The 18,787-nt window shown below is 41.3% G+C and carries 22 protein-coding genes, 1 pseudogene and 2 other annotated features; of the genes and pseudogenes, 2 read left to right on the top strand and 21 right to left on the bottom strand.

Annotation, left to right across the window (positions count from 1 at the left end):
* From HMPREF2837_RS02845 to typA, 3 genes are all read right to left on the bottom strand, one after another.
* Nucleotides 1–712: YSIRK-type signal peptide-containing protein (locus HMPREF2837_RS02845; RefSeq protein ID WP_075230619.1), on the bottom strand; the 712-nt coding region annotated here is incomplete at its 3' end.
* 364 nt (nt 713–1,076) lie between these two features.
* Nucleotides 1,077–1,322: a DUF3165 family protein gene (locus tag HMPREF2837_RS02840; protein WP_049549039.1), complete on the bottom strand. Its 246-nt coding sequence runs from the start codon at nt 1,320–1,322 to the stop codon at nt 1,077–1,079.
* A gap of 19 nt (nt 1,323–1,341) precedes the next feature.
* A complete protein-coding gene (gene typA, locus HMPREF2837_RS02835) occupies nt 1,342–3,183 on the bottom strand; it encodes a translational GTPase TypA (protein ID WP_000164118.1) in 1,842 nt (613 codons plus the stop codon).
* A gap of 161 nt (nt 3,184–3,344) precedes the next feature.
* Between typA and HMPREF2837_RS02830 the strand changes: the two genes are divergently transcribed.
* Nucleotides 3,345–4,070, top strand: a complete 726-nt coding sequence (locus HMPREF2837_RS02830; RefSeq protein ID WP_075230618.1) for a pseudouridine synthase — start codon at nt 3,345–3,347, stop codon at nt 4,068–4,070.
* Between the two features lie 43 nt (nt 4,071–4,113).
* Here HMPREF2837_RS02830 and HMPREF2837_RS02825 read toward each other — a convergent pair whose 3' ends face one another.
* The 8 genes from HMPREF2837_RS02825 to HMPREF2837_RS02790 form a co-directional block, all read right to left on the bottom strand.
* A complete protein-coding gene (locus HMPREF2837_RS02825) occupies nt 4,114–4,341 on the bottom strand; it encodes a hypothetical protein (RefSeq protein WP_075230617.1) in 228 nt (75 codons plus the stop codon).
* 124 nt (nt 4,342–4,465) lie between these two features.
* Nucleotides 4,466–4,693, bottom strand: coding sequence for a hypothetical protein (locus HMPREF2837_RS02820; protein ID WP_075230616.1), 228 nt, complete (start codon nt 4,691–4,693; stop codon nt 4,466–4,468).
* A gap of 91 nt (nt 4,694–4,784) precedes the next feature.
* The gene (locus tag HMPREF2837_RS02815; RefSeq protein WP_045763154.1) at nt 4,785–5,165 is read right to left on the bottom strand and encodes a rhodanese-like domain-containing protein; all 381 of its coding nucleotides are present in this window, start codon (nt 5,163–5,165) and stop codon (nt 4,785–4,787) included.
* 5 nt (nt 5,166–5,170) lie between these two features.
* The gene (locus tag HMPREF2837_RS02810) at nt 5,171–5,395 is read right to left on the bottom strand and encodes a YqgQ family protein (RefSeq protein ID WP_075230615.1); all 225 of its coding nucleotides are present in this window, start codon (nt 5,393–5,395) and stop codon (nt 5,171–5,173) included.
* A 68-nt stretch (nt 5,396–5,463) separates the two neighbouring features.
* A complete protein-coding gene (locus tag HMPREF2837_RS02805) occupies nt 5,464–5,925 on the bottom strand; it encodes an ECF transporter S component (protein ID WP_000814958.1) in 462 nt (153 codons plus the stop codon).
* Nucleotides 5,903–6,676 carry a bifunctional hydroxymethylpyrimidine kinase/phosphomethylpyrimidine kinase gene (locus HMPREF2837_RS02800; protein WP_075230614.1) on the bottom strand — a complete coding sequence of 258 codons (774 nt, stop codon included), beginning with the start codon at nt 6,674–6,676 and terminating at the stop codon, nt 5,903–5,905. The genes HMPREF2837_RS02805 and HMPREF2837_RS02800 overlap by 23 nt, the downstream gene beginning before the upstream one ends.
* The gene (truA, locus tag HMPREF2837_RS02795) at nt 6,666–7,415 is read right to left on the bottom strand and encodes a tRNA pseudouridine(38-40) synthase TruA (protein WP_075230613.1); all 750 of its coding nucleotides are present in this window, start codon (nt 7,413–7,415) and stop codon (nt 6,666–6,668) included. Before truA ends, HMPREF2837_RS02800 begins: the two co-directional genes overlap by 11 nt.
* Before the next feature lie 85 nt (nt 7,416–7,500).
* The gene (locus HMPREF2837_RS02790) at nt 7,501–7,956 is read right to left on the bottom strand and encodes a GNAT family N-acetyltransferase (RefSeq protein ID WP_075230612.1); all 456 of its coding nucleotides are present in this window, start codon (nt 7,954–7,956) and stop codon (nt 7,501–7,503) included.
* Between the two features lie 70 nt (nt 7,957–8,026).
* On the opposite strand from HMPREF2837_RS02790, the gene HMPREF2837_RS02785 reads away from it, so the two are divergent.
* Nucleotides 8,027–8,689, top strand: a complete 663-nt coding sequence (locus HMPREF2837_RS02785; RefSeq protein ID WP_075230611.1) for a prepilin peptidase — start codon at nt 8,027–8,029, stop codon at nt 8,687–8,689.
* Here the strand turns inward: HMPREF2837_RS02785 and trpA are convergent.
* From trpA to HMPREF2837_RS02735, 10 genes and pseudogenes are all read right to left on the bottom strand, one after another.
* On the bottom strand, nt 8,658–9,440 hold the full coding sequence (trpA, locus tag HMPREF2837_RS02780) for a tryptophan synthase subunit alpha (protein ID WP_075230610.1): 783 nt from the start codon (nt 9,438–9,440) through the stop codon (nt 8,658–8,660). The genes HMPREF2837_RS02785 and trpA overlap by 32 nt on opposite strands.
* The gene (gene trpB, locus HMPREF2837_RS02775; protein ID WP_075230609.1) at nt 9,433–10,656 is read right to left on the bottom strand and encodes a tryptophan synthase subunit beta; all 1,224 of its coding nucleotides are present in this window, start codon (nt 10,654–10,656) and stop codon (nt 9,433–9,435) included. Before trpB (HMPREF2837_RS02775) ends, trpA begins: the two co-directional genes overlap by 8 nt.
* On the bottom strand, nt 10,634–11,233 hold the full coding sequence (locus HMPREF2837_RS02770) for a phosphoribosylanthranilate isomerase (RefSeq protein WP_075230608.1): 600 nt from the start codon (nt 11,231–11,233) through the stop codon (nt 10,634–10,636). The genes trpB (HMPREF2837_RS02775) and HMPREF2837_RS02770 overlap by 23 nt, the downstream gene beginning before the upstream one ends.
* Nucleotides 11,220–11,987 carry an indole-3-glycerol phosphate synthase TrpC gene (gene trpC, locus HMPREF2837_RS02765; RefSeq protein ID WP_075230607.1) on the bottom strand — a complete coding sequence of 256 codons (768 nt, stop codon included), beginning with the start codon at nt 11,985–11,987 and terminating at the stop codon, nt 11,220–11,222. Before trpC ends, HMPREF2837_RS02770 begins: the two co-directional genes overlap by 14 nt.
* On the bottom strand, nt 11,984–12,988 hold the full coding sequence (gene trpD / locus HMPREF2837_RS02760; RefSeq protein ID WP_075230606.1) for an anthranilate phosphoribosyltransferase: 1,005 nt from the start codon (nt 12,986–12,988) through the stop codon (nt 11,984–11,986). Before trpD ends, trpC begins: the two co-directional genes overlap by 4 nt.
* A 10-nt stretch (nt 12,989–12,998) precedes the next feature.
* Nucleotides 12,999–13,565 (bottom strand): aminodeoxychorismate/anthranilate synthase component II, encoded by a 567-nt coding sequence (locus tag HMPREF2837_RS02755; RefSeq protein ID WP_075230605.1) that lies wholly within the window; start codon nt 13,563–13,565, stop codon nt 12,999–13,001.
* A pseudogene (gene trpE / locus HMPREF2837_RS02750) lies at nt 13,562–14,922 on the bottom strand (anthranilate synthase component I). The gene HMPREF2837_RS02755 and the pseudogene trpE overlap by 4 nt, the downstream one beginning before the upstream one ends.
* Nucleotides 14,923–14,993: 71 nt before the next feature.
* Nucleotides 14,994–15,225 (bottom strand) — a binding site (T-box leader).
* Nucleotides 15,216–16,394 (bottom strand): tryptophan synthase subunit beta, encoded by a 1,179-nt coding sequence (trpB, locus tag HMPREF2837_RS02745; protein WP_075230604.1) that lies wholly within the window; start codon nt 16,392–16,394, stop codon nt 15,216–15,218. (Overlaps the previous feature by 10 nt.)
* A gap of 62 nt (nt 16,395–16,456) precedes the next feature.
* Nucleotides 16,457–16,688 (bottom strand) — a binding site (T-box leader).
* A gap of 60 nt (nt 16,689–16,748) precedes the next feature.
* The gene (locus HMPREF2837_RS02740) at nt 16,749–17,975 is read right to left on the bottom strand and encodes a DegT/DnrJ/EryC1/StrS family aminotransferase (protein WP_075230603.1); all 1,227 of its coding nucleotides are present in this window, start codon (nt 17,973–17,975) and stop codon (nt 16,749–16,751) included.
* A gap of 38 nt (nt 17,976–18,013) precedes the next feature.
* Entirely contained in the window at nt 18,014–18,706 is a 693-nt protein-coding gene (locus HMPREF2837_RS02735; RefSeq protein ID WP_075230602.1) for a sugar transferase, read from the bottom strand.
* Between the last annotated feature and the right edge of the window lie 81 nt (nt 18,707–18,787).

Below are 18,787 nucleotides of genomic sequence, written 5' to 3'. Positions count from 1 at the left end.
GATGAAGAGTATCGTAAGCAACTGCTTCTGTCGTAACTTCAAGCTCTGATTTCACCTCGACCAAACTTGGAGCACCTTCACTTGGGATTGAGGTAGAGTCTACCTTATCTGCTTGTAGGGAATGAGGTTTTGTATCTTCAGTCTTAGAAATTTCCTCATTTTCTCTTACAAAGTAATAACCTGTAAATTCATAACCCTCAATCCTTTCTGGACTAGGCAAAAATTCTCCTACAACTGTTTTGACAAGAGCTGGACGAAGCTCCACTAAGTTCTCCAAGGCAGAAACCGATAGAGCAGTCCCACCCACAGCCAAAACTGTCACTAGAAAGAGAGAGGCTCCCTTTCTCTTTTTAATGAGAGTGAGCGAAACTAACAAGATTCCTGTACCTAGCACAGGCAGGATAGCATTTGAAAACAAGCCAGTATCCGGTAACTTCGCAGTAGATTTACGGTAGACGAAGTAATAATCCTTACCTTCCTCCACTTGGATAGCATTCTCTTCAAACCAACGTAGTTCAGCCTTCAAAGATTCAGGCAAGCCTTTATCTTCTACATAGTGTGACACTAGCTGAGGAATCCTTTCCTCTGCAAGCACAGTATTTCCACTTGTGCTTACAAAAAATAAACTCGTTCCTAATAAGACGGAACAAGTTCCTACTGCATACTTTCTCAAAGAAAAGCGTTGTTTTGCTTTAAAATGATGTTGTTTCATGATAAACTCCAATTTCGTATCTATTCCTTCTCACAGTATATCAAAAATAGTAAACGCCTACAAAAGATTTGAATAATAAAATTGCCATATCTAGCTTCTTTATCCAATTTTAAAGAAATCCATCCGTATCCTTTGTAAACATTCACAGTAAGAACGTAATTTCCTCCCAGAAGTTCTTCTATTATCTGCTACTTAATAAAAATCTATAGTGAATGAAAGTAGGAGGCCGATGAAGCTTAAAGAGTCTAAATTTCTAGATTCTACAAAGCAAAAACCACAAGTAAACTCAGTCTTACTGACTTCACTTGTGGTATGTTTAATAAATATCTTTACTGAATTCTAGCAGAACTCCACAGCCGTTTTCCTATCTCTTTTTCACCGACATTAAGGATATATCTCGCAAACTAAAGTAAGCAAGGACCAGCATGGCTACTGTGATAAAGAATTCTGTTGGTAGCTGAAAGATTTGCAGGATGGACAACATGAGCAAAATCACGAGGGAAACGAGACCAAAAACAAGAATTACAATATTAACCGTTCCCTTGATACTTTGAGGTGTCGCAAATATATAGAGTAAGAGTAATAAAATCCCTATGATTAAATAGACCATTTTCTGCTCTTTCTAGCTCTTATTCAGCTGATTTTTTCTTTTTGTTTGCTTTCTCACGTTCTGCCTTGTTAAGGATTTGTTTACGCAAACGGATAGATTCTGGCGTTACTTCCATGTATTCATCGTCGTTCAAGAACTCAAGTGATTCTTCAAGAGTCAAGATACGAGGAGTCTTGATAACAGCTGTTTGGTCCTTAGTTGCTGAACGAACGTTGGTCATTTGTTTCGCTTTCGTAATATTAACAGTCAAGTCATTTTCACGAGAGTTTTCACCGATAATCATTCCTTCGTAAACCTCAGTACCTGGGTTAACAAAGATTGTTCCACGTTCTTCGATAGACATGATAGAGTATGTTGTTGCCTTACCAGTATCGATAGAAACAAGGGCACCACGGTGACGTCCACCGATTTCACCTGGAATCAATGGCAAGTATTGGTCAAAGGTATGGTTCATGATACCGTAACCACGAGTCATTGACAAGAACTCAGTTGAGTATCCAATCAAACCACGCGCAGGAACAAGGAAGACCAAACGAGTTTGACCGTTACCAGTTGAGATCATATCCAACATTTCACCTTTACGTTCAGAAAGACTTTGGATAACAGATCCTTGGTACTCTTCTGGTGTGTCGATTTGAACACGTTCAAATGGTTCACATTTAACACCATCAATTTCTTTTACGATAACTTCTGGACGAGATACTTGAAGCTCATAACCCTCACGACGCATTGTTTCGATAAGGATTGACAAGTGCAATTCCCCACGTCCTGATACAGTCCATTTATCTGGTGAATCAGTTGGGTCAACACGAAGGGAAACGTCTGTTTGCAATTCTGCTTGAAGGCGCTCTTCTACCTTACGAGAAGTGACCCATTTACCTTCCTTACCAGCAAATGGTGAGTTGTTGACCAAGAAGGTCATTTGAAGTGTTGGCTCATCGATGTGAAGAACTGGAAGAGCTTCAACTGCATCTGTTGGAGTAATGGTTTCTCCGACGAAGATATCTTCCATACCAGATACGGCAATCAAGTCACCAGCTTTGGCTTCTTGGATTTCACGACGTTCCAAACCAAAGAAACCAAAGAGTTTTGTGACACGGAAGTTCTTAGTTGTACCATCCAATTTAGAAAGGGTAACTTGGTCCCCAACCTTTACACTACCACGGAAGACACGTCCAATACCGATACGTCCTACGAAGTCATTGTAGTCAAGAAGTGACACTTGGAATTGAAGAGGCTCATCAGAGTTATCAACCGGAGCTGGAATGTGATCGATAATGGTATCAAAGATTGGCGCCATAGTCTTTTCTTGATCTGCTGGATCATCTGACAATGAAGATGTTCCGTTGATCGCTGACGCATAAACGACTGGGAAGTCAAGCTGGTCATCATCCGCACCAAGCTCGATGAAAAGTTCCAAGACTTCATCCACTACTTCTGCTGGACGAGCTGATGGCTTATCGATTTTGTTAACCACAACGATAGGCACAAGGTCTTGTTCCAAGGCTTTTTTCAATACGAAACGAGTCTGTGGCATAGTTCCTTCGTAAGCATCTACGACCAAAACAACACCGTCAACCATTTTCATGATACGCTCAACTTCTCCACCGAAGTCCGCGTGTCCTGGTGTGTCCATGATGTTGATACGAGTTCCGTTGTAGGCAACTGCTGTATTTTTCGCAAGGATAGTGATTCCACGCTCTTTTTCAATATCGTTTGAGTCCATTGCGCGCTCTGCTAACTCTGTACGCGCGTCAAGAGTTTCAGATTGTTTCAACAATTCGTCAACGAGGGTCGTTTTACCGTGGTCGACGTGGGCGATAATCGCGATATTACGGATATCTTCTCTTAATTTTGTCATGATTTCCTCTATTATATTCAAAAATTTATTTTCTAACTGAACGATTATACCACAATTTTAAGCAAATGACTTAATTCAAGTAAGTGTAAATGTTTTCAAAAGAAAATTCATTCCTTCTCTTTTCTTTTCAAAAATTCCGACTTGTGATAAGATAGGCTGGTATGCGTTTAGATAAATTATTAGCCCAGGAAAAAATCAGCCGTAAGGCCATGAAACAAGCTCTTCTGAAAAAAGAAATTTTAGTTGATGGACTCCCTGCTCGTTCCCTTGCACAGAATGTTGATACCGGGTTGCAAGAGCTGATTTTCAAAGATAAAAAAATCCAAGGATACGAACACACCTACCTCATGCTCCATAAGCCAAATGGAGTCGTGACTGCAAGCAAGGATAAGAAACTCCCAACGGTTATGGATCTACTTCCTCAACACCTCCAGTCGGCTCAGCTTTACGCCATCGGCCGTCTGGATCGGGATACGACTGGACTCCTCCTCTTAACGGATAATGGTCCCCTAGGCTTTCAGCTCCTCCATCCTCAATACCATGTCGATAAAACTTACCAAGTAGAGGTCAATGGGCCACTAACTCCCGACCATATTCAAGAGTTTAAAGATGGGATTGTCTTTCTCGATGGAACTATCTGTAAACCTGCTCAACTTGAGATTTTATCCTCAAGTCCTAGTCTCAGCCAAACCACCATTACCATCTCTGAGGGGAAATTTCATCAGGTCAAAAAAATGTTTCTCTCAGTCGGTGTCAAGGTCACTGCTCTCAAACGAGTTCAATTTGGAGATTTTATATTGGACCTTGACCTAGCAGAAGGTGATTTCCGACCTCTAAACAAAGAAGAATTGCAGGTTATTAAAAATTACTTAGAAAACAGTGGATAAAACAAAAAAAGCTTTAAACAAATAAAGCTTTTTAAAATCTTCTTTAGCGTATAAATACCATGACACCTAAAATAAAGTGAAGTGCAGAAATTACAATCCCTAGGATGGACAGATTTTTTTCTCTCTTATAATCTAGCCCAGATTCTTTTTGATGTGAGTTAGCTAAGACTAGACCAATAATACCCAAAATCAAACTTACCACTGGCGACAGCAAACCAAGAATGATAGACAAGATACCTAAAACAAGTGACGCTCTTTTCTTTTCTTGCATATTCTATAAACTCCTTAAACTCCTTAAACTCATACAAATGAATAATACTATAAAAATTAACTTTATCAATTGGATAAAACAAAAAAAGCTTTTAAAGATAAAGCTTTTTTTGTTAGAATCCTGATTAGTGCATCATTAAAATGAGTCCTGCAACCCAGTTAACTACAGAAATTACAATCCCTACGATATTAAGAATTCGTTCTGTTTTATGGTCTAATTCAGATTCTTTTTGATGTGAATTAGCCAAGACTAGACCAATGATCCCCAAAACGAGACCTACGATTGGAGATAGCAAACCAAGGACGATAGATAGGACACCTAAAACAAGTGATGGTTTTTTCTTTTCTTTCATCTTCAAAAACTCCTTAAAATTTATACTAACAATTATACCATAAAAAGCCAAGACTTTATATTAAACATATGTGACAAGATTTTTCACATTGTCAATTAGATTTCACCTTCCCTGTCCAAGAATCCAATCCGTAAGAGAGGATATAGATTTCTGAGAAGCCTTGCTTTTTCAAGAAAAGTGCTGCATTTGTGACACGTTGCGCACGTTGATTTTCATAGAGAAGGACAGGTTTATCCTTGCGAAGAGCTGCAAGACTTGTCTTCAATTGACTTGAAGGAATATTACGAGCTCCGAGGATATGTTTTCTGTGGAAGTCAGCTGGATCACGCAAATCAATCAACTGACCTGTACGAATCAAAGACTCAAACTCTGCATTGTCTACAATTTTCGCTGCACGACGAATGCGAAGGTAGTTGTATCCCATCCAAGCCAACATCGCTATAATAAGTCCCCATAATACCCAAGTTACCATAATATCTAATCTCCATTTTTTTCTAAATAGTCTAATTCTAGTTTGTGCTCTCTACGAAGAATAGCTTCCGCTTCTAAATAATCTAGCTTGTCCATCAAGCCTGCATCATAGATTCGAGATAGCTCGATCTTCATCAGTTCAATGTCATAGAGACGTTTTCCCATATAGACAATGATACCAAACTGTTTGAGAAATTGTTGCACATCGTAGAGTGTTTTCATAGCTTTCATTTTAGCAAATAATCAGAGTTTTTTCAATAGTTCCCTAATAGTTCGGGGTAGGTTTCCTTTTTTCACTATTATCTGAATTTCTTTACACTATGACAAAGAAGAAAACCTAGAGTCATTCCAACGATATTTTGCATGAGATTTGGAATGATTTCTGGAATAGCTGCGCCCCAACCATTCATCCAAGCTGATGCCAAGGCATAACCAGCTACCATGAATAAAGTCGCTAAGACTAAGCCTAGCCATTGCCATTTCCCTTTAAAGCCTGCGAAATAACCTTGGAAACCATGGTTAATTAAGCTAAAAATCATCCACTGAGGGTAGCCTGAAATGAGATCAATAAGAAATCCTGCTAAACCTCCAACAACGGCCCCTTCACGACTGCCAAAGTAAAAGGCTGTGAAGAAGACTCCAACGTCCAAAAGTGTTAGAAATCCAGTTGGTGTCGGGATTTTTATAAAATACCCCAATACGACAGAACTAGCTGCCAAGATGGATACTAGGGCAATTTTAGTTGTTTTGGTTTGCTTCATACTGTCTCACTCCATATTGATCTGCTTGTGCAATGGCACGGTAAACAAAGGCTTTGGAAGTTTCAATTGCTGGTAATAGTTCCTCTCCCTTGACTAACTGACTAGCAATACTTGAGGCAAAGGTACATCCTGCACCAGCATTTTGTCCTTGGATGACTGGATTCTCAAGAATAGTAAAATTCTCCCCATCATAAAAGACATCCACAGCCTTATCCTGACTGAGGCGATTTCCACCCTTGATAATCACTGCTGGTGCACCCAAGTCATGTAATTTCTGCGCTGCAGCCTTCATATCTTCCAGACTTTCAATCTTTTGGTCTGCAAGCAACTCTGCCTCAGGAAGATTCGGAGTAATCACTGATACATAAGGGAAAAAGCGAATCAACTCTTGACAGAGCTCACTAACTGCAACGTCGTGCGTTTCCTTACAAACGAGAACTGGGTCCAAGACCACTGGAACTCCTGATCTTTCCTTAATGAAATTCAATGCTTTTTCAGCAACACCAACAGTCGGCAAGAGACCAATCTTAATCCCTCCAAAGTCTACACTTTTAAGACTATCCAACTGTTGTTGAAAAATAGTTTCATCTGTCGGGAAGACTTCAAAACCATTTTCTGTCAAAGCAGTCAAGCAGGTCATGGCTACAAATCCATGCAAACCATTCAAAGTATAGGTGGCAAGGTCAGCAGCTAATCCACCACCACTAAAAATATCATTTCCTGAAAGTGCTAAAATACGATTATTCTTCATAACGAATCTCCTTTAAATACAAACCATTAGGCGCTGCAGTTGGACCTGCCAACTGTCTGTCTTTTTTCTCCAAGATGAGGTCAATCTGTTCAATCGGCATACGGTTGTTGCCAATTTTCAGCAGGGTTCCAACCATATTTCGAATCTGCTTATAGAGGAAGCCATTGCCAGAGAATGTAAAGGTCAAAAACTGCCCTGTTTCATCAACCCTAAGACTAGCTTCCGTAATCGTTCTTACCTTGTCTTCCACACTAGTCCCTGATGCCGTAAAACCAGTAAAATCATGTGTTCCCTCCAGTTTTTTTACAGCAAGCTGCATCCGCTCCACATCTAGTGGATAAGGATAATGAGTCGCATAATGACGTCTCATAGGATTTTTAGGACGCCCTCTATCCACGATAAACTCATAGGTCTTGCTATGCTTGGCATAACGGCAATGAAAATCATCAGCCACAATCTCAATCGAAATTATATCGATATCTTCAGGGCTTTGGGTATCAAGTGCAAAACGAAGTTTTTCCTCATCCATCTGATAGGGAAGATCAAAGTGGATGACCTGACCTAATGCATGAACACCACTGTCCGTTCGCCCAGCACCATGAATGATAATGGCATGTCCTTTATTTAATTTAGTTAAAGTTTTTTCAATTTCCTCTTGGACACTACGCGCGTGAGGTTGCCGCTGGAAGCCAGCAAAAGCGTAGCCATCATAGGAAATTATAGCTTTATATCTAGTCATGTATCTATTTTATCAAGAAAATTTCTCTGCAACAAGTTTGAGAATTGAAAATTGTAAGGGGACAGTTCTCGGTGTCATCTAGTCTTTACCTAGATTTTCTCATTATGTATTTACATTCTGGAACTTCAATGGTTTGAACGATTTCAAATCCCTCTTTTTGGTAGAGGTCTTTGGCTCTTTTATTTGACTCAAAAATAGTTAGGGAAATACTTTCTATTTCTTCATTTTCAAACATTTCTTGAAGAAAGTACTGGAAAGTTTTTCGACCTATTCCTTTTCCCTGCTTCTGTGGAGCTATGAGAAATCTTCCAATATGAAGATTTTTATCTTCTAGTTTGATTTTCTGGATGATGCCTACAAACTCTTCTCCAGTAAAAATGGAAAAAATCCCTTCCATCTTTTGCAAGGATTGGGCAATCAAGGGATAAGAAATCTTTGGTCCCATCCATTGCTTCTGAAAACTTTCTCCCAAAGCATTAGACCACTGACAAATGAGTTGGGCATTTTCTGACTGAAGTCCTTTTTCAAAGTTAATTTTCATATTTGTTCCTAAAACTTCTCCTATATCCAACTATTATACTCTTTCTCTTATTTTTTCCGAATAAATAAGTATGATTCATCTTTATTTTTTTCTTGTTGGAACGATTCTTGCTTCCTTTCTAGGCTTAGTCATCGATCGCTCCCCTGAACAATCCATAGATTTTCCTGCTAGCCACTGTGATTCTTGTCAGACTCGTTTGAGACCACTGGATTTGATTCCGATTATTTCTCAAGTGATTAGTAATTTTCGCTGTCGTTACTGCAAGGCTCGCTATCCTGTTTGGTATGCCCTCTTTGAGTTGTGCTTAGGACTGCTCTTTCTAGCTTTTTCTTGCAGTTTTTTAACGTTGGGGCAAATCATATTGATCACCACTGGCTTGACTTTAAGCATCTATGACCTTCGTCATCAAGAATATCCCTTGATCGTCTGGCTAATTTTTCACTTAATCCTCATGGCTTGCTGTAATTGGAATCTGGCCATGGCTTTCTTCTTGATTCTTGGAATCATTGCCCATGTTATTGATATTCGCATTGGGGCAGGTGATTTTCTCTTTCTTGCTTCCTGTGCTCTTGTTTTTAGTCTTACCGAAATACTGATTCTCATTCAATTTGCTTCTACAACCGGCATCCTAGCCTTTCTCCTACTAAAGAAAAAGGAAAGACTTCCTTTTGTGCCCTTCCTCTTACTTGCTTCTTGTGTGATTATTTTTGGTAAGCTACTGCTTCTCGGATAAAGTCAGCGATTTCTGCTACTTGTCCTTCATGTAGAGCCTTAACAATCTTGGAACCAACGATAACACCATCTGATACAGCATTGAAGCGTTCCACATCAGCCTGTGTGGATACACCAAATCCTGTCAAAACTGGAATGTCAGCCACTTGATGAAGTTGAGACAAGTGCTTGTCCAAGTCAGATCGGTAATTTCCTGATTTCCCTGTCACTCCATTAATAGCAACGGCATAGACAAATCCTTCTGCCCCTTCAATGAGTTCCTTTTGTCGCTCGATTCCTGTCGTCAAGCTGACAAGTGGAATCAAGGCAATGTCTGTACCTGCCAAAAAGGGCTCTACAAAGTTAGCGTGCTCATGAGGGAGGTCTGGAATAATCAAGCCCTTGACCGCTGTATCAGCAAGATCTCTGACAAATTTCTCCACACCGTACTGAAAGAGGGGGTTAAAGTAGGTCATGATAACAAGTGGAACTTCTGTTTCAATGGTTTTCAAGGTTTCAACCAAAGCCTGGGTAGAGGTTCCGCGAGCTAGACTGCGCAAGCCTGCTTCTTCGATAACAGGACCATCTGCAACCGGATCCGAGAAAGGAACTCCCACTTCAATAGCAGACACACCCAAATCTTCTAAAAAGTAAATTGTTTCACCGAGACCAGCCAACCCTTTTTCGTGATCTCCAGCCATAATATAGGGGACAAAAATTCCCTTTCCAGTTGCTTTAATTGCATTCAATTTTTCTGTTAGTGTCTTAGACATGAGCTTCTCCCTTCTTTGCTGCATCTGCTTCCAAGCGGTCCTTGACTTGAACTACATCCTTGTCCCCACGACCTGATAGACAGACAATCATTGACTTGTCTGGACCAAGTTCTTTGGCTAATTTCACCGCAAAGGCGATAGCGTGACTAGATTCCAAAGCTGGGATAATCCCTTCCACACGAGACAAGAGTTGGAAGCCTTCCAAGGCTTCCTCATCTGTCACAGGCACATAGGTCGCACGCTTGATATCGTGGTAATGAGAATGTTCTGGACCGATACCTGGGTAGTCCAAACCTGCTGAGATAGAAAAGGCCTCTAAGATTTGTCCATGGGCATCTTGGAGAACATCCATGAGCGAACCGTGGAGAACACCTGGTCTACCCTTGGTCAAGGTTGCTGCATGATGCTCTGTATCCACACCTAGTCCTGCTGCTTCAGCTCCATACATAGCCACTGACTCATCTTCCACAAATGGATGGAAAAGCCCGATAGCATTAGAACCTCCACCAACACAGGCTACTAGGGCATCTGGCAAATCTTGCCCTGTCAAGTCACGGTACTGTTGTTTGGCTTCTCGTCCGATAACACTTTGGAAATCACGCACAATTTCTGGGAAAGGATGGGGCCCCAAGGCAGAACCAAGGATATAGTGGGTATCATCGATATTTGCCACCCAAGAACGAAGGGCTGCATTGACCGCATCTTTGAGCACGCGCGAACCATCTGTTACAGCTTCCACCTTGGCTCCCAAAAGTTCCATACGGAAGACATTGAGGGCTTGGCGTTTAACATCTTCCTCACCCATATAGATAGTACATTCCATGTTGAAAAGGGCTGCAGCTGTTGCAGTTGCTACACCGTGCTGACCGGCACCAGTTTCAGCGATAATTTTCTTTTTGCCCATGCGTTTAGCGAGAAGAACTTGTCCCAAGGCGTTGTTAATCTTATGGGCCCCTGTATGGTTGAGGTCTTCCCGTTTGAGGTAAATCTTGGCTCCGCCGATATGCTGGGTCAAGTTTTTTGCGTAGTAAAGAGGTGTTTCACGTCCTACATACTGGCGCAAAAGTTGGTTTAACTCCTCTTGGAAACTTGGATCTGCCTGACTTTCACGATAAGCTTCTTCCAACTCTAAAACTGCTGTCATCAATGTTTCTGGGACGAAACGTCCACCGAATTTTCCGTAAAATCCATCTTTATTTGGTTCTTGATATGCCATTCTTTACCCTCTCTATAAATCTTCTAATCTTTTCCTGATCTTTTTGTCCATCTGTCTCTACCCCACTTGATACATCTACTGCAAAGGGGGTAAAGTGTTGAATAGCTTCTTCTACATTATCCTCATTGAGCCCACCTGCGATGAAGAAAGGCTGAGATAGTTCTGTCGTATCCAGTTGCCCCCAATCAAAAGTCTGGCCACTTCCTGCCACAGGTGCATCAAAGAGGAGATAGTCTGCCCGAGAACTTGGCACATGGCCATTCCCACCCACCTGCACTGCCTGAATGCTGGCACAAGGCAAATTCTCAAACAAATCATCCGCCACCTGACCATGAATCTGTACCAAGTCCAAACCGACCTTTTCAATCGCTTCTAGTAGTTCTGATTGACTAGGCGAAACAAATACCCCAACTTTTTGAATATGGCTAGGAATGAGCTTTGCCAACTCGGTAGCCTGGTCCAAGGTCACCTGTCTTTTGCTAGGAGCGAAGACAAAACCAATATAGTCTGCTCCAGCCGACACAGCTGTTTCTACCGCTCCTTTGGTCGATAGTCCACAAATCTTAACCTTTGTCAATCTGCAACTCCTTGATTCTCTGGGCGACGTCTTCTGCTTGCATGAGGGCTGTTCCTACCAAAATTCCGTTAAAGTAGGGGGCAACTCGTTTCGCATCTTCTTCTGTAAAAATAGCAGATTCAGAAATGTACAAGCAATCGTCCTTAAAGTATTGGGCCAAGTCTACACTGGTCTGCAAGTCAACTTCAAAGGTAGTCAAATTACGATTGTTGACACCGATAATTTGAGCTCCCAGGCGGTGAGCAACTTCAAGCTCAGCCAGATTATGAGTTTCCACCAACACTTCTAGTCCAAGCTCTGTCGCATAGTCATACAGTTCCTTGAGGCGTTCTTCTGATAAAGCCGCTACGATGAGCAAGATAACTGTCGCACCTGCATTGCGAGCACGAATGATTTGCTTTTCATCGATAATAAAATCCTTGTTTAAAGTCGGAATCTCTACCTGACTGGAAATCTCACGAAGATAATCCAAATGACCCTTGAAGAAAACTTCATCTGTCAGAACAGAAATCATAACAGCGCCGTTAGCCTCGTAAGTCTGGGCCTGTTGAACGATATCCACATCCAGATTGATATCACCCATACTTGGACTCGCCTTCTTGACCTCTGCAATAATTTGCAAGCGGTCCTGATGGTTTTTCAAATATTCAGCTAAGCGATAGCTTGCTCTCAGGGGCTGAAGTTCCTCTCGTTCCATTTTTTCAACTTCACGCGCCTTCTGCTCTAAGATACGTGACAAAAATTCCTGACTCATTTTTGGTACTCCTGTAATAGTCTGAGTTTTTCAAGGGCCTTACCACTAGCAATCACTTGGCGTGCCATTTCAACTCCATCTTTGATACTATCTACCTTACCATTAGCATAAAAACCAAGGCCAGCGTTTAAGACTGTTGTTTCCAAGAATGGACTGGGTTCATTATTAAGAACGCTAACAAGGATGGCTGCATTCTCATGCGCATTTCCGCCACGAATGACCTCAATAGCAATGCGTTCCATACCCAAATCTTCTGGAGTAAAAGTTGACAAAGTGATTTCTCCATTTTCAAGAAGGGCAATGCTGGTAGTTCCATTCAAACCAGCTTCATCCAATCCTTCTGGACCAGCTACTACGATAGCACGTTTGCGACCCATGTTTTTCAAAACCTGAGCTGTACTTTCTAGAAGTTCTGGACGACTAATTCCTAGAAGTTGTGTTTCCAAGACCATTGGGTGAATCAGTGGACCTGTCAAATTCATGATGGTTGGAATTCCCAACTCCAAACGTGCTGGCATGATATATTTCATAGCTGGGTGCATGTTTTTGGCAAAGAGAAAGACGATTCCTGTTTGGTCAAATACCTTACCCAATTGTGATGGTTTAAGGTCAATATTGATTCCCAAAGCTTGCAAGACATCTGCTGATCCAGATTTAGAGGAGATGGAGCGATTTCCGTGTTTGGCCATATGGATACCACCACCTGCTAAAACAAAGGCTGCAGTTGTTGAGATGTTAAAGCTAAATGACTTATCTCCACCCGTACCACAGTTATCCATAGCATCTTGAATATTGGTTGGAATGTGTTGAGCATGTCCTCTCATAACTTGAGCGAGGGCTGTTCTTTCCTCAGGTGTTTCTCCCTTCATCTTGAGGGCTAAAAGAAGTGAAGCGATTTGTGCTTCTGTCACTCGCCCTGTCACGATGCGTTCGATCACATCTGTCATTTCAACACTTGATAAATCTTCAAAGTTCGCTAATTTTTCAATAATTTCTTTCATTTTGTCTTCCTCACTTTACAACTTTCTCGATAAAATTCTGAATAGAAGATAGGCCATCTGGCGTTCCAATACTTTCTGGATGATACTGCAAGCCATAAATCGGCAAGGTTTTGTGTTGAATCCCCATAATAGCTTGGTCATCTGTCGAACGAGCTGTCACTTCAAACTCTTCAGGCATCTCTTCAATTAAAATACTGTGGTAACGCATGACTGGACGATTATCCTCGATTCCTTGATAGAGAACTGAAGGAGTCTCAAATCGAATCTGACTCTGCTTGCCGTGCATAACTTTAGGAGCCAAACCCAACTTACCACCGAAGACTTCTGCGATGGCTTGGTGACCTAAACAAATCCCTAGAATCGGTTTCTTACCTGCAAAATCACGAATCATTTCTTCCATTTTCCCAGCATCAGCTGGCCAACCTGGACCAGGAGAGAAAACTAATCCATCTGCCTTTTCAGCATGTTCATAAAGATGTGGATCATCATTTCTCAAAACTTCAACAGGTGCGAAATTCCCAATGTATTGAGCCAGGTTATAGGTAAATGAATCATAATTGTCAATCAATAAAATCATGGTCTTAGTTCTCCCATTCTAGTCATAGATTTAGCTTTGTTAATGGTTTCTTGGTATTCGTTCTGAGCGATGGAATCATAAACAATTCCTGCACCAGCCTGTACGTAGGCTTTTTTATTTTTAAGAATCATGGTTCGAATTGCAATAGCAAATCCATGTCTCCAGTTGCTGATAGGTAACCGATAGCTCCTGCATAGACGCCTCGCTTCTCTGTTTCTAGTTCATAGATGCGTTTCATGGCCCGAATCTTTGGTGCTCCCGATACTGTTCCTGCCGGAAGAGTCGCCTTCAAGGCATCCATTGCAGTTAATTCTGGTAATAAACGTCCTTTAACCACGCTGGTCAAATGCATGACATAACGGAAAAGTTCGACTTCCATATACTTAGTTACTTGGACACTTGCTGTTTCAGCAATTCTACCGATATCATTTCGTCCCAAATCCATCAACATTCGGTGTTCTGCCGTTTCCTTTTCATCAGAAAGTAGATCACTTGCAAGTGCTGCATCTTCCTCGTCATTAGTGCCTCTAGGTCGCGTACCTGCAATTGGATTGGTTGTCACGATGCCATTTTTGACGGACACCAAGCTCTCTGGACTGGCACCGATAATTTGATAATCTCCAAAATCATAAAAGTAGAGGTAATTTGATGGATTTGTTACTCGGAGATTTCTGTAAAAGTCAAAAGGATTTCCAGTTACCTCTGCTGAGAAACGCTGACTGAGCACGCATTGGAACATATCTCCATTGCGAATCAAGTCGCGAGCTGTTTCTACCATTTCTTCAAATTTCTGAGGTGCAATATGTGGTCTAAACTGAAGTGGAGAAACGTCCAAATCTTCAAATTCATTTGGAGCAGGGATTTTCAACTCCTCTAAAACTTGATCCAAAGCCGCTTCTAGTTCTTCATTGCTTCGATCACTGTAAAGAGCATCCTCTATGATATGAATTTTTTCTTTCTTGTGGTCAAAAACTATATAACTTTCATAGACGAAGAAATGCATATCTGGCGTCCCAATCGTATCCTCAGGAAGCTGGCCAATTTCTTCATAGAGAGAAATCATATCGTAGCCAATAAAGCCAATAGCTCCACCACCAAAGGGTAGTTCTGAATGATGCTGACTCTTATAAGTTACTTCATAAAGGAAATCCAAGGAATCACGATCAATCACCTGGCCATTTTGATAAAGAACTCCATTCTCAAACTTAATCTCAAAAACTGGGTTATAGGCTAAGATAGAAAATCGAGCATTTTCTTTTTCTCTTGGGATACTTTCAAGTATGACCTTGTGTTGTCCGTTCAAACGCATATAAGCCAAGATTGGTGATAAAACATCTCCATGAATGATTCGTTCCATTGTAATTTCCCTTTCAGTTCTTCTTAAATCCCGTGTTTATTCTACAAAAAATCCCCACGCAAAATAACTTGCGTGAGGACGAAATTCGCGGTGCCACCTCAATTATAGGATTTCTCCTATCTCTCATTCCTGTCTCAGATAGCTCCTGTAACAGGTTGTGCGATAAAGGGCACTCCCTTGAGAATTATGTTTTCTTCTCTCATTTCAGATGGACCCAACCTTACAGCTTTCTCTGCTTGTTTTCAGCAACCACAAGCTCTCTGTGAGAGAAATCTCTGTATATTTTCCATCTTTTATTTTTTAGCTTCAAGGTAGTCTGCAATGGCAGCTACGTCCTTGTCTCCACGACCAGAGACATTGATGATGATAATCTCATCTTTACTTAGTTTTGGTGCGCGTTTGACTGCTTCAGCGATAGCATGAGAGCTTTCAATAGCTGGGATAATTCCTTCTGTCTTGCTAAGTAAAAGTAAAGCTTGAACTGCTTCTTCATCTGTTGCTGCAACATACTCTACACGACCAGAATCTTTAAAGAAGGCGTGTTCTGGTCCAACCCCTGGATAGTCTAAACCAGCAGAGATAGAGTAAACAGGTGCAACATTTCCATCTTCACCAAAGACTGCATAGGTTTTCATTCCATCGACAATTCCGACACTACCCTTGGTCATTGTTGCCGCGTGTTTATCAGTATCTAAACCGTGACCAGCAGCTTCTACTCCAACCAATTTAACTTCTTCATCAGCTACATACTGTGAAAAAGCTCCGATGGCATTGGAACCACCACCCACACAGGCAATGACGTAGTCTGGCAGTCGTCCTTCTTTTTCCAAAATTTGACGACGAGATTCTTCACTGATAACCTTTTGGAATTCATGAACAATCGTTGGATAAGGGTGAGGGCCTACAGCAGATCCTAAAACGTAGAAGGCTTCAAGGTCATTCATCCATGCTCCAAAGGCTGCGTCAACCGCATCTTTGAGGGTACGAGTACCAGTTTCAACTGCGTGAACAGTTGCTCCCATCATCTCCATACGGAAGACATTGAGACGTTGACGCTCCACATCTTCTGCTCCCATATAGACATCACATGCCATACCAAATTTGGCCGCAGCTGCAGCTGTCGCAACACCGTGCTGGCCAGCTCCTGTCTCAGCAATGACACGCTTTTTACCCATGCGTTTTGCTAGAAGGATTTGACCCAAAACATTATTAAGTTTGTGAGATCCAAGGTGGTTAAGGTCTTCACGCTTGAGATAAATCTTAGCTCCACCTAAGTGCTCTGTCAAGCTTTCAGCAAAATAGAGTGGTGTTTCGCGACCTGAATAATCCTTCAAGTAATGGCGAAACTCAGCTAAAAACTCTGGATCATCCTTGTATTTTTCAAAAGTCACTTCTAATTCATCTAGTAAAACCTGAATTGGTTCTGGTACAAAACTACCACCAAATTGTCCAAAATATCCTTTAGTTGTCATAAATTTTCCTCTTTCCCATTGTTCCAAAATATGAAAAAGCCCACACACAGAATCTACTTCCATGTGAGGGCGTTCGTAACGCGGTACCACCTCAATTATAAAGAGAATATCCCCTTTACATCTCTGCCTTGTCTAACAACAAGTTGCACTGTAAGGTGTGCCTACCGAATTTTCATTGTTTCAAATTCATTTTTTCAAATCAGCCCAATTTCACTACTTTCAAACACCTGTTCACAGTAACCACAGGCTCCCTGAAGATCAAAAATAACTACTTTTCTGATTTGTTGAGTTAATTATATGTTATTGTTTTTTCTTTGTCAATCGTTTTCATTCATTTTTTACTAATTTTTTTAATTATTTTTGTGAAGCACCTAGAACTTCTTCGGAAACTCTGACAAAAGTCTCAATGATATAGTCTACTTCTTCATCTGTTAATTTCGTGTGAAGTGGCAGTGTAATTTCGTTTTCAAAGAAGGCATAAGCTCGCGGATAATCTGCCATATCAAAACCAAGATTCTTATAAGCTGTCAAAAGTGGAAGCGGTTTGTAGTGAACGTTACTTGCGATTCCTGCCTTGGCCAATTCTTGGATGATTTGGTTGCGCTCTTCGAGACTTGCTCCTTCTACATGGGTGATGTAAAGGTGACGACAAGATTCAACGGTATCTGTCTTATGAGCCAATGGGTGAATACGAGTTCCCGCAAATCCACGGTCATAGCGATCTACGATGTCCTTACGACGTTGTAGTAAAGCAGGATAACGATCTAGCTGAACCAGACCAAGTGAAGCCATGATATCTGTCATGTTGCACTTGTAGGCAGGAGTTACGATATCGTATTCCCATGAACCTAGTTGCATCTTAGCAAGCGCATCTTTGGTTTGACCATGAAGGGAAAGGATTTGGAATTCCTTGTACATTTCTTCATCGTCAATCGCTGGATTGGCTTTCCAAGTGGCACTTCCTCCCTCAGCAGTTGTAAAGTTCTTGACTGCGTGGAAAGAGAAGGATGTAAAGTCTGCAATTGAACCAGCTGGTTGCCCTTTGTAGGTTGAACCCAAAGCATGGGCACTATCAGAGACAATCACAATACGATTAAAAGCCTTTTGCCACTTGCTAGCAGCTGTAAAGAGGTCGCGTTTCTTTTCTACAACTTGGAACAAACGGTCATAGTCACAGATAATCCCTGCAAGTTCAACTGGGATGATAACCTTAGTCTTCTCAGTAATTGCTTGCTCAAGCTTGTCATAGTCCATTTCAAAGGTATCATCTTGGATATCAACCATCACTGGTGTAGCACCTACGTGAGTGATGACACTACATGATGCTGTATAGGTCATAGCTGGAACGATGACTTCGTCACCAGGCCCTACTTCAAGCACGCGCAAGATCAATTCAAGAGCTGCTGTTGCAGAATTGAGGCAGACTGTCTTAGGTGTCTGTGTATAGACAGACAGACGACGCTCCAATTCTTTTGTCTTTGGACCTGTTGTGATCCAACCAGAGCGGAGGGTATCTGCTACTTCAGCAATTTCTGCTTCAGTAATATCGGGTGGTGAAAATGGAATATTATACTTTGTCATTGTTTTACTCCTTTGATCGGTTTCAATCTTGCGACTACTTATTTTAAAACTTCAAATACAGTCTGGAACATGATTTTGATATCTCCGAAGAAATTAAAATCACGTAGGTAGGCTAGATTATAGTGCATCTTTTCTGGAAGGACTCTTTCGATATAAGCTTGGTCGACCGTCATACCTTTTGCAGTCATTTGACTGATAATGGCATCCTCGTCCTTATAGTTAATGCTGGCAAGCGATGTAATCCCAGCAGGCAAGAGCAAGGTAGCCATCATTTCAGGGCTGTACTGCTCAGTATAGCGTGGTACTTCTGGACGAGTTCCCACAAAGGACATCTCTCCTTTGAGGACATTGACCAATTGTGGAAGTTCATCCAAACGAACACGGCGAATGAAATTTCCAACCTTGGTGATGCGGCTGTCATTGGCAGAAGTTACTAGACTTCCTTTCTTGTCCGCATCGGTCACCATGGTCCGGAATTTCCAAATCTTGAAATGTCGGTTGTACTGGGTTACTCGTACCTGCTTGTAAATGACTGGACCCTTGCTATCTAGCTTGATCCAAATGCTTAGAATCAGAAATAAGGGGGAGGTCAAGATTAACAAGATAAAGGCTAGAACCAAATCTAGACAACGCTTGAGAATCAGAGACCCTTTTCTTTTAGAAACAAGCTGGTAGTATGGTTTTACCTCACTCAATTGCATTTCTTGAGGTAGTTCATCCCATTTCAGCATGCACATTCTCCTCTGTTTTTTAATATGTAATCTTTAAACATTCTACATTATACCACAAAATGAAAGAGGCAGTGCAAGAAA

Source organism: Streptococcus sp. HMSC071D03, from assembly GCF_001812125.1.
Taxonomy (GTDB): Bacteria; Bacillota; Bacilli; order Lactobacillales; family Streptococcaceae; genus Streptococcus; species Streptococcus pseudopneumoniae_N.
Note: the sequence above shows the minus strand (reverse complement) of the source record. Positions and strands in the feature narration are given on the sequence as shown.

Bases quoted from the DNA above. Each gene is read 5' to 3' on its own strand.
- HMPREF2837_RS02840 (WP_049549039.1), bottom strand. From the start codon at position 1,322: ATGGTCTATTTAATCATAGGGATTTTATTACTCTTACTCTATATATTT.
- typA (WP_000164118.1), bottom strand. From the start codon at position 3,183: ATGACAAAATTAAGAGAAGATATCCGTAATATCGCGATTATCGCCCAC.
- HMPREF2837_RS02830 (WP_075230618.1), top strand. From the start codon at position 3,345: ATGCGTTTAGATAAATTATTAGCCCAGGAAAAAATCAGCCGTAAGGCC.
- HMPREF2837_RS02825 (WP_075230617.1), bottom strand. From the start codon at position 4,341: ATGCAAGAAAAGAAAAGAGCGTCACTTGTTTTAGGTATCTTGTCTATC.
- HMPREF2837_RS02820 (WP_075230616.1), bottom strand. From the start codon at position 4,693: ATGAAAGAAAAGAAAAAACCATCACTTGTTTTAGGTGTCCTATCTATC.
- HMPREF2837_RS02815 (WP_045763154.1), bottom strand. From the start codon at position 5,165: ATGGTAACTTGGGTATTATGGGGACTTATTATAGCGATGTTGGCTTGG.
- HMPREF2837_RS02810 (WP_075230615.1), bottom strand. From the start codon at position 5,395: ATGAAAGCTATGAAAACACTCTACGATGTGCAACAATTTCTCAAACAG.
- HMPREF2837_RS02805 (WP_000814958.1), bottom strand. From the start codon at position 5,925: ATGAAGCAAACCAAAACAACTAAAATTGCCCTAGTATCCATCTTGGCA.
- HMPREF2837_RS02800 (WP_075230614.1), bottom strand. From the start codon at position 6,676: ATGAAGAATAATCGTATTTTAGCACTTTCAGGAAATGATATTTTTAGT.
- truA (WP_075230613.1), bottom strand. From the start codon at position 7,415: ATGACTAGATATAAAGCTATAATTTCCTATGATGGCTACGCTTTTGCT.
- HMPREF2837_RS02790 (WP_075230612.1), bottom strand. From the start codon at position 7,956: ATGAAAATTAACTTTGAAAAAGGACTTCAGTCAGAAAATGCCCAACTC.
- HMPREF2837_RS02785 (WP_075230611.1), top strand. From the start codon at position 8,027: ATGATTCATCTTTATTTTTTTCTTGTTGGAACGATTCTTGCTTCCTTT.
- trpA (WP_075230610.1), bottom strand. From the start codon at position 9,440: ATGTCTAAGACACTAACAGAAAAATTGAATGCAATTAAAGCAACTGGA.
- trpB (WP_075230609.1), bottom strand. From the start codon at position 10,656: ATGGCATATCAAGAACCAAATAAAGATGGATTTTACGGAAAATTCGGT.
- trpC (WP_075230607.1), bottom strand. From the start codon at position 11,987: ATGAGTCAGGAATTTTTGTCACGTATCTTAGAGCAGAAGGCGCGTGAA.
- trpD (WP_075230606.1), bottom strand. From the start codon at position 12,988: ATGAAAGAAATTATTGAAAAATTAGCGAACTTTGAAGATTTATCAAGT.
- HMPREF2837_RS02755 (WP_075230605.1), bottom strand. From the start codon at position 13,565: ATGATTTTATTGATTGACAATTATGATTCATTTACCTATAACCTGGCT.
- trpB (WP_075230604.1), bottom strand. From the start codon at position 16,394: ATGACAACTAAAGGATATTTTGGACAATTTGGTGGTAGTTTTGTACCA.
- HMPREF2837_RS02740 (WP_075230603.1), bottom strand. From the start codon at position 17,975: ATGACAAAGTATAATATTCCATTTTCACCACCCGATATTACTGAAGCA.
- HMPREF2837_RS02735 (WP_075230602.1), bottom strand. From the start codon at position 18,706: ATGCTGAAATGGGATGAACTACCTCAAGAAATGCAATTGAGTGAGGTA.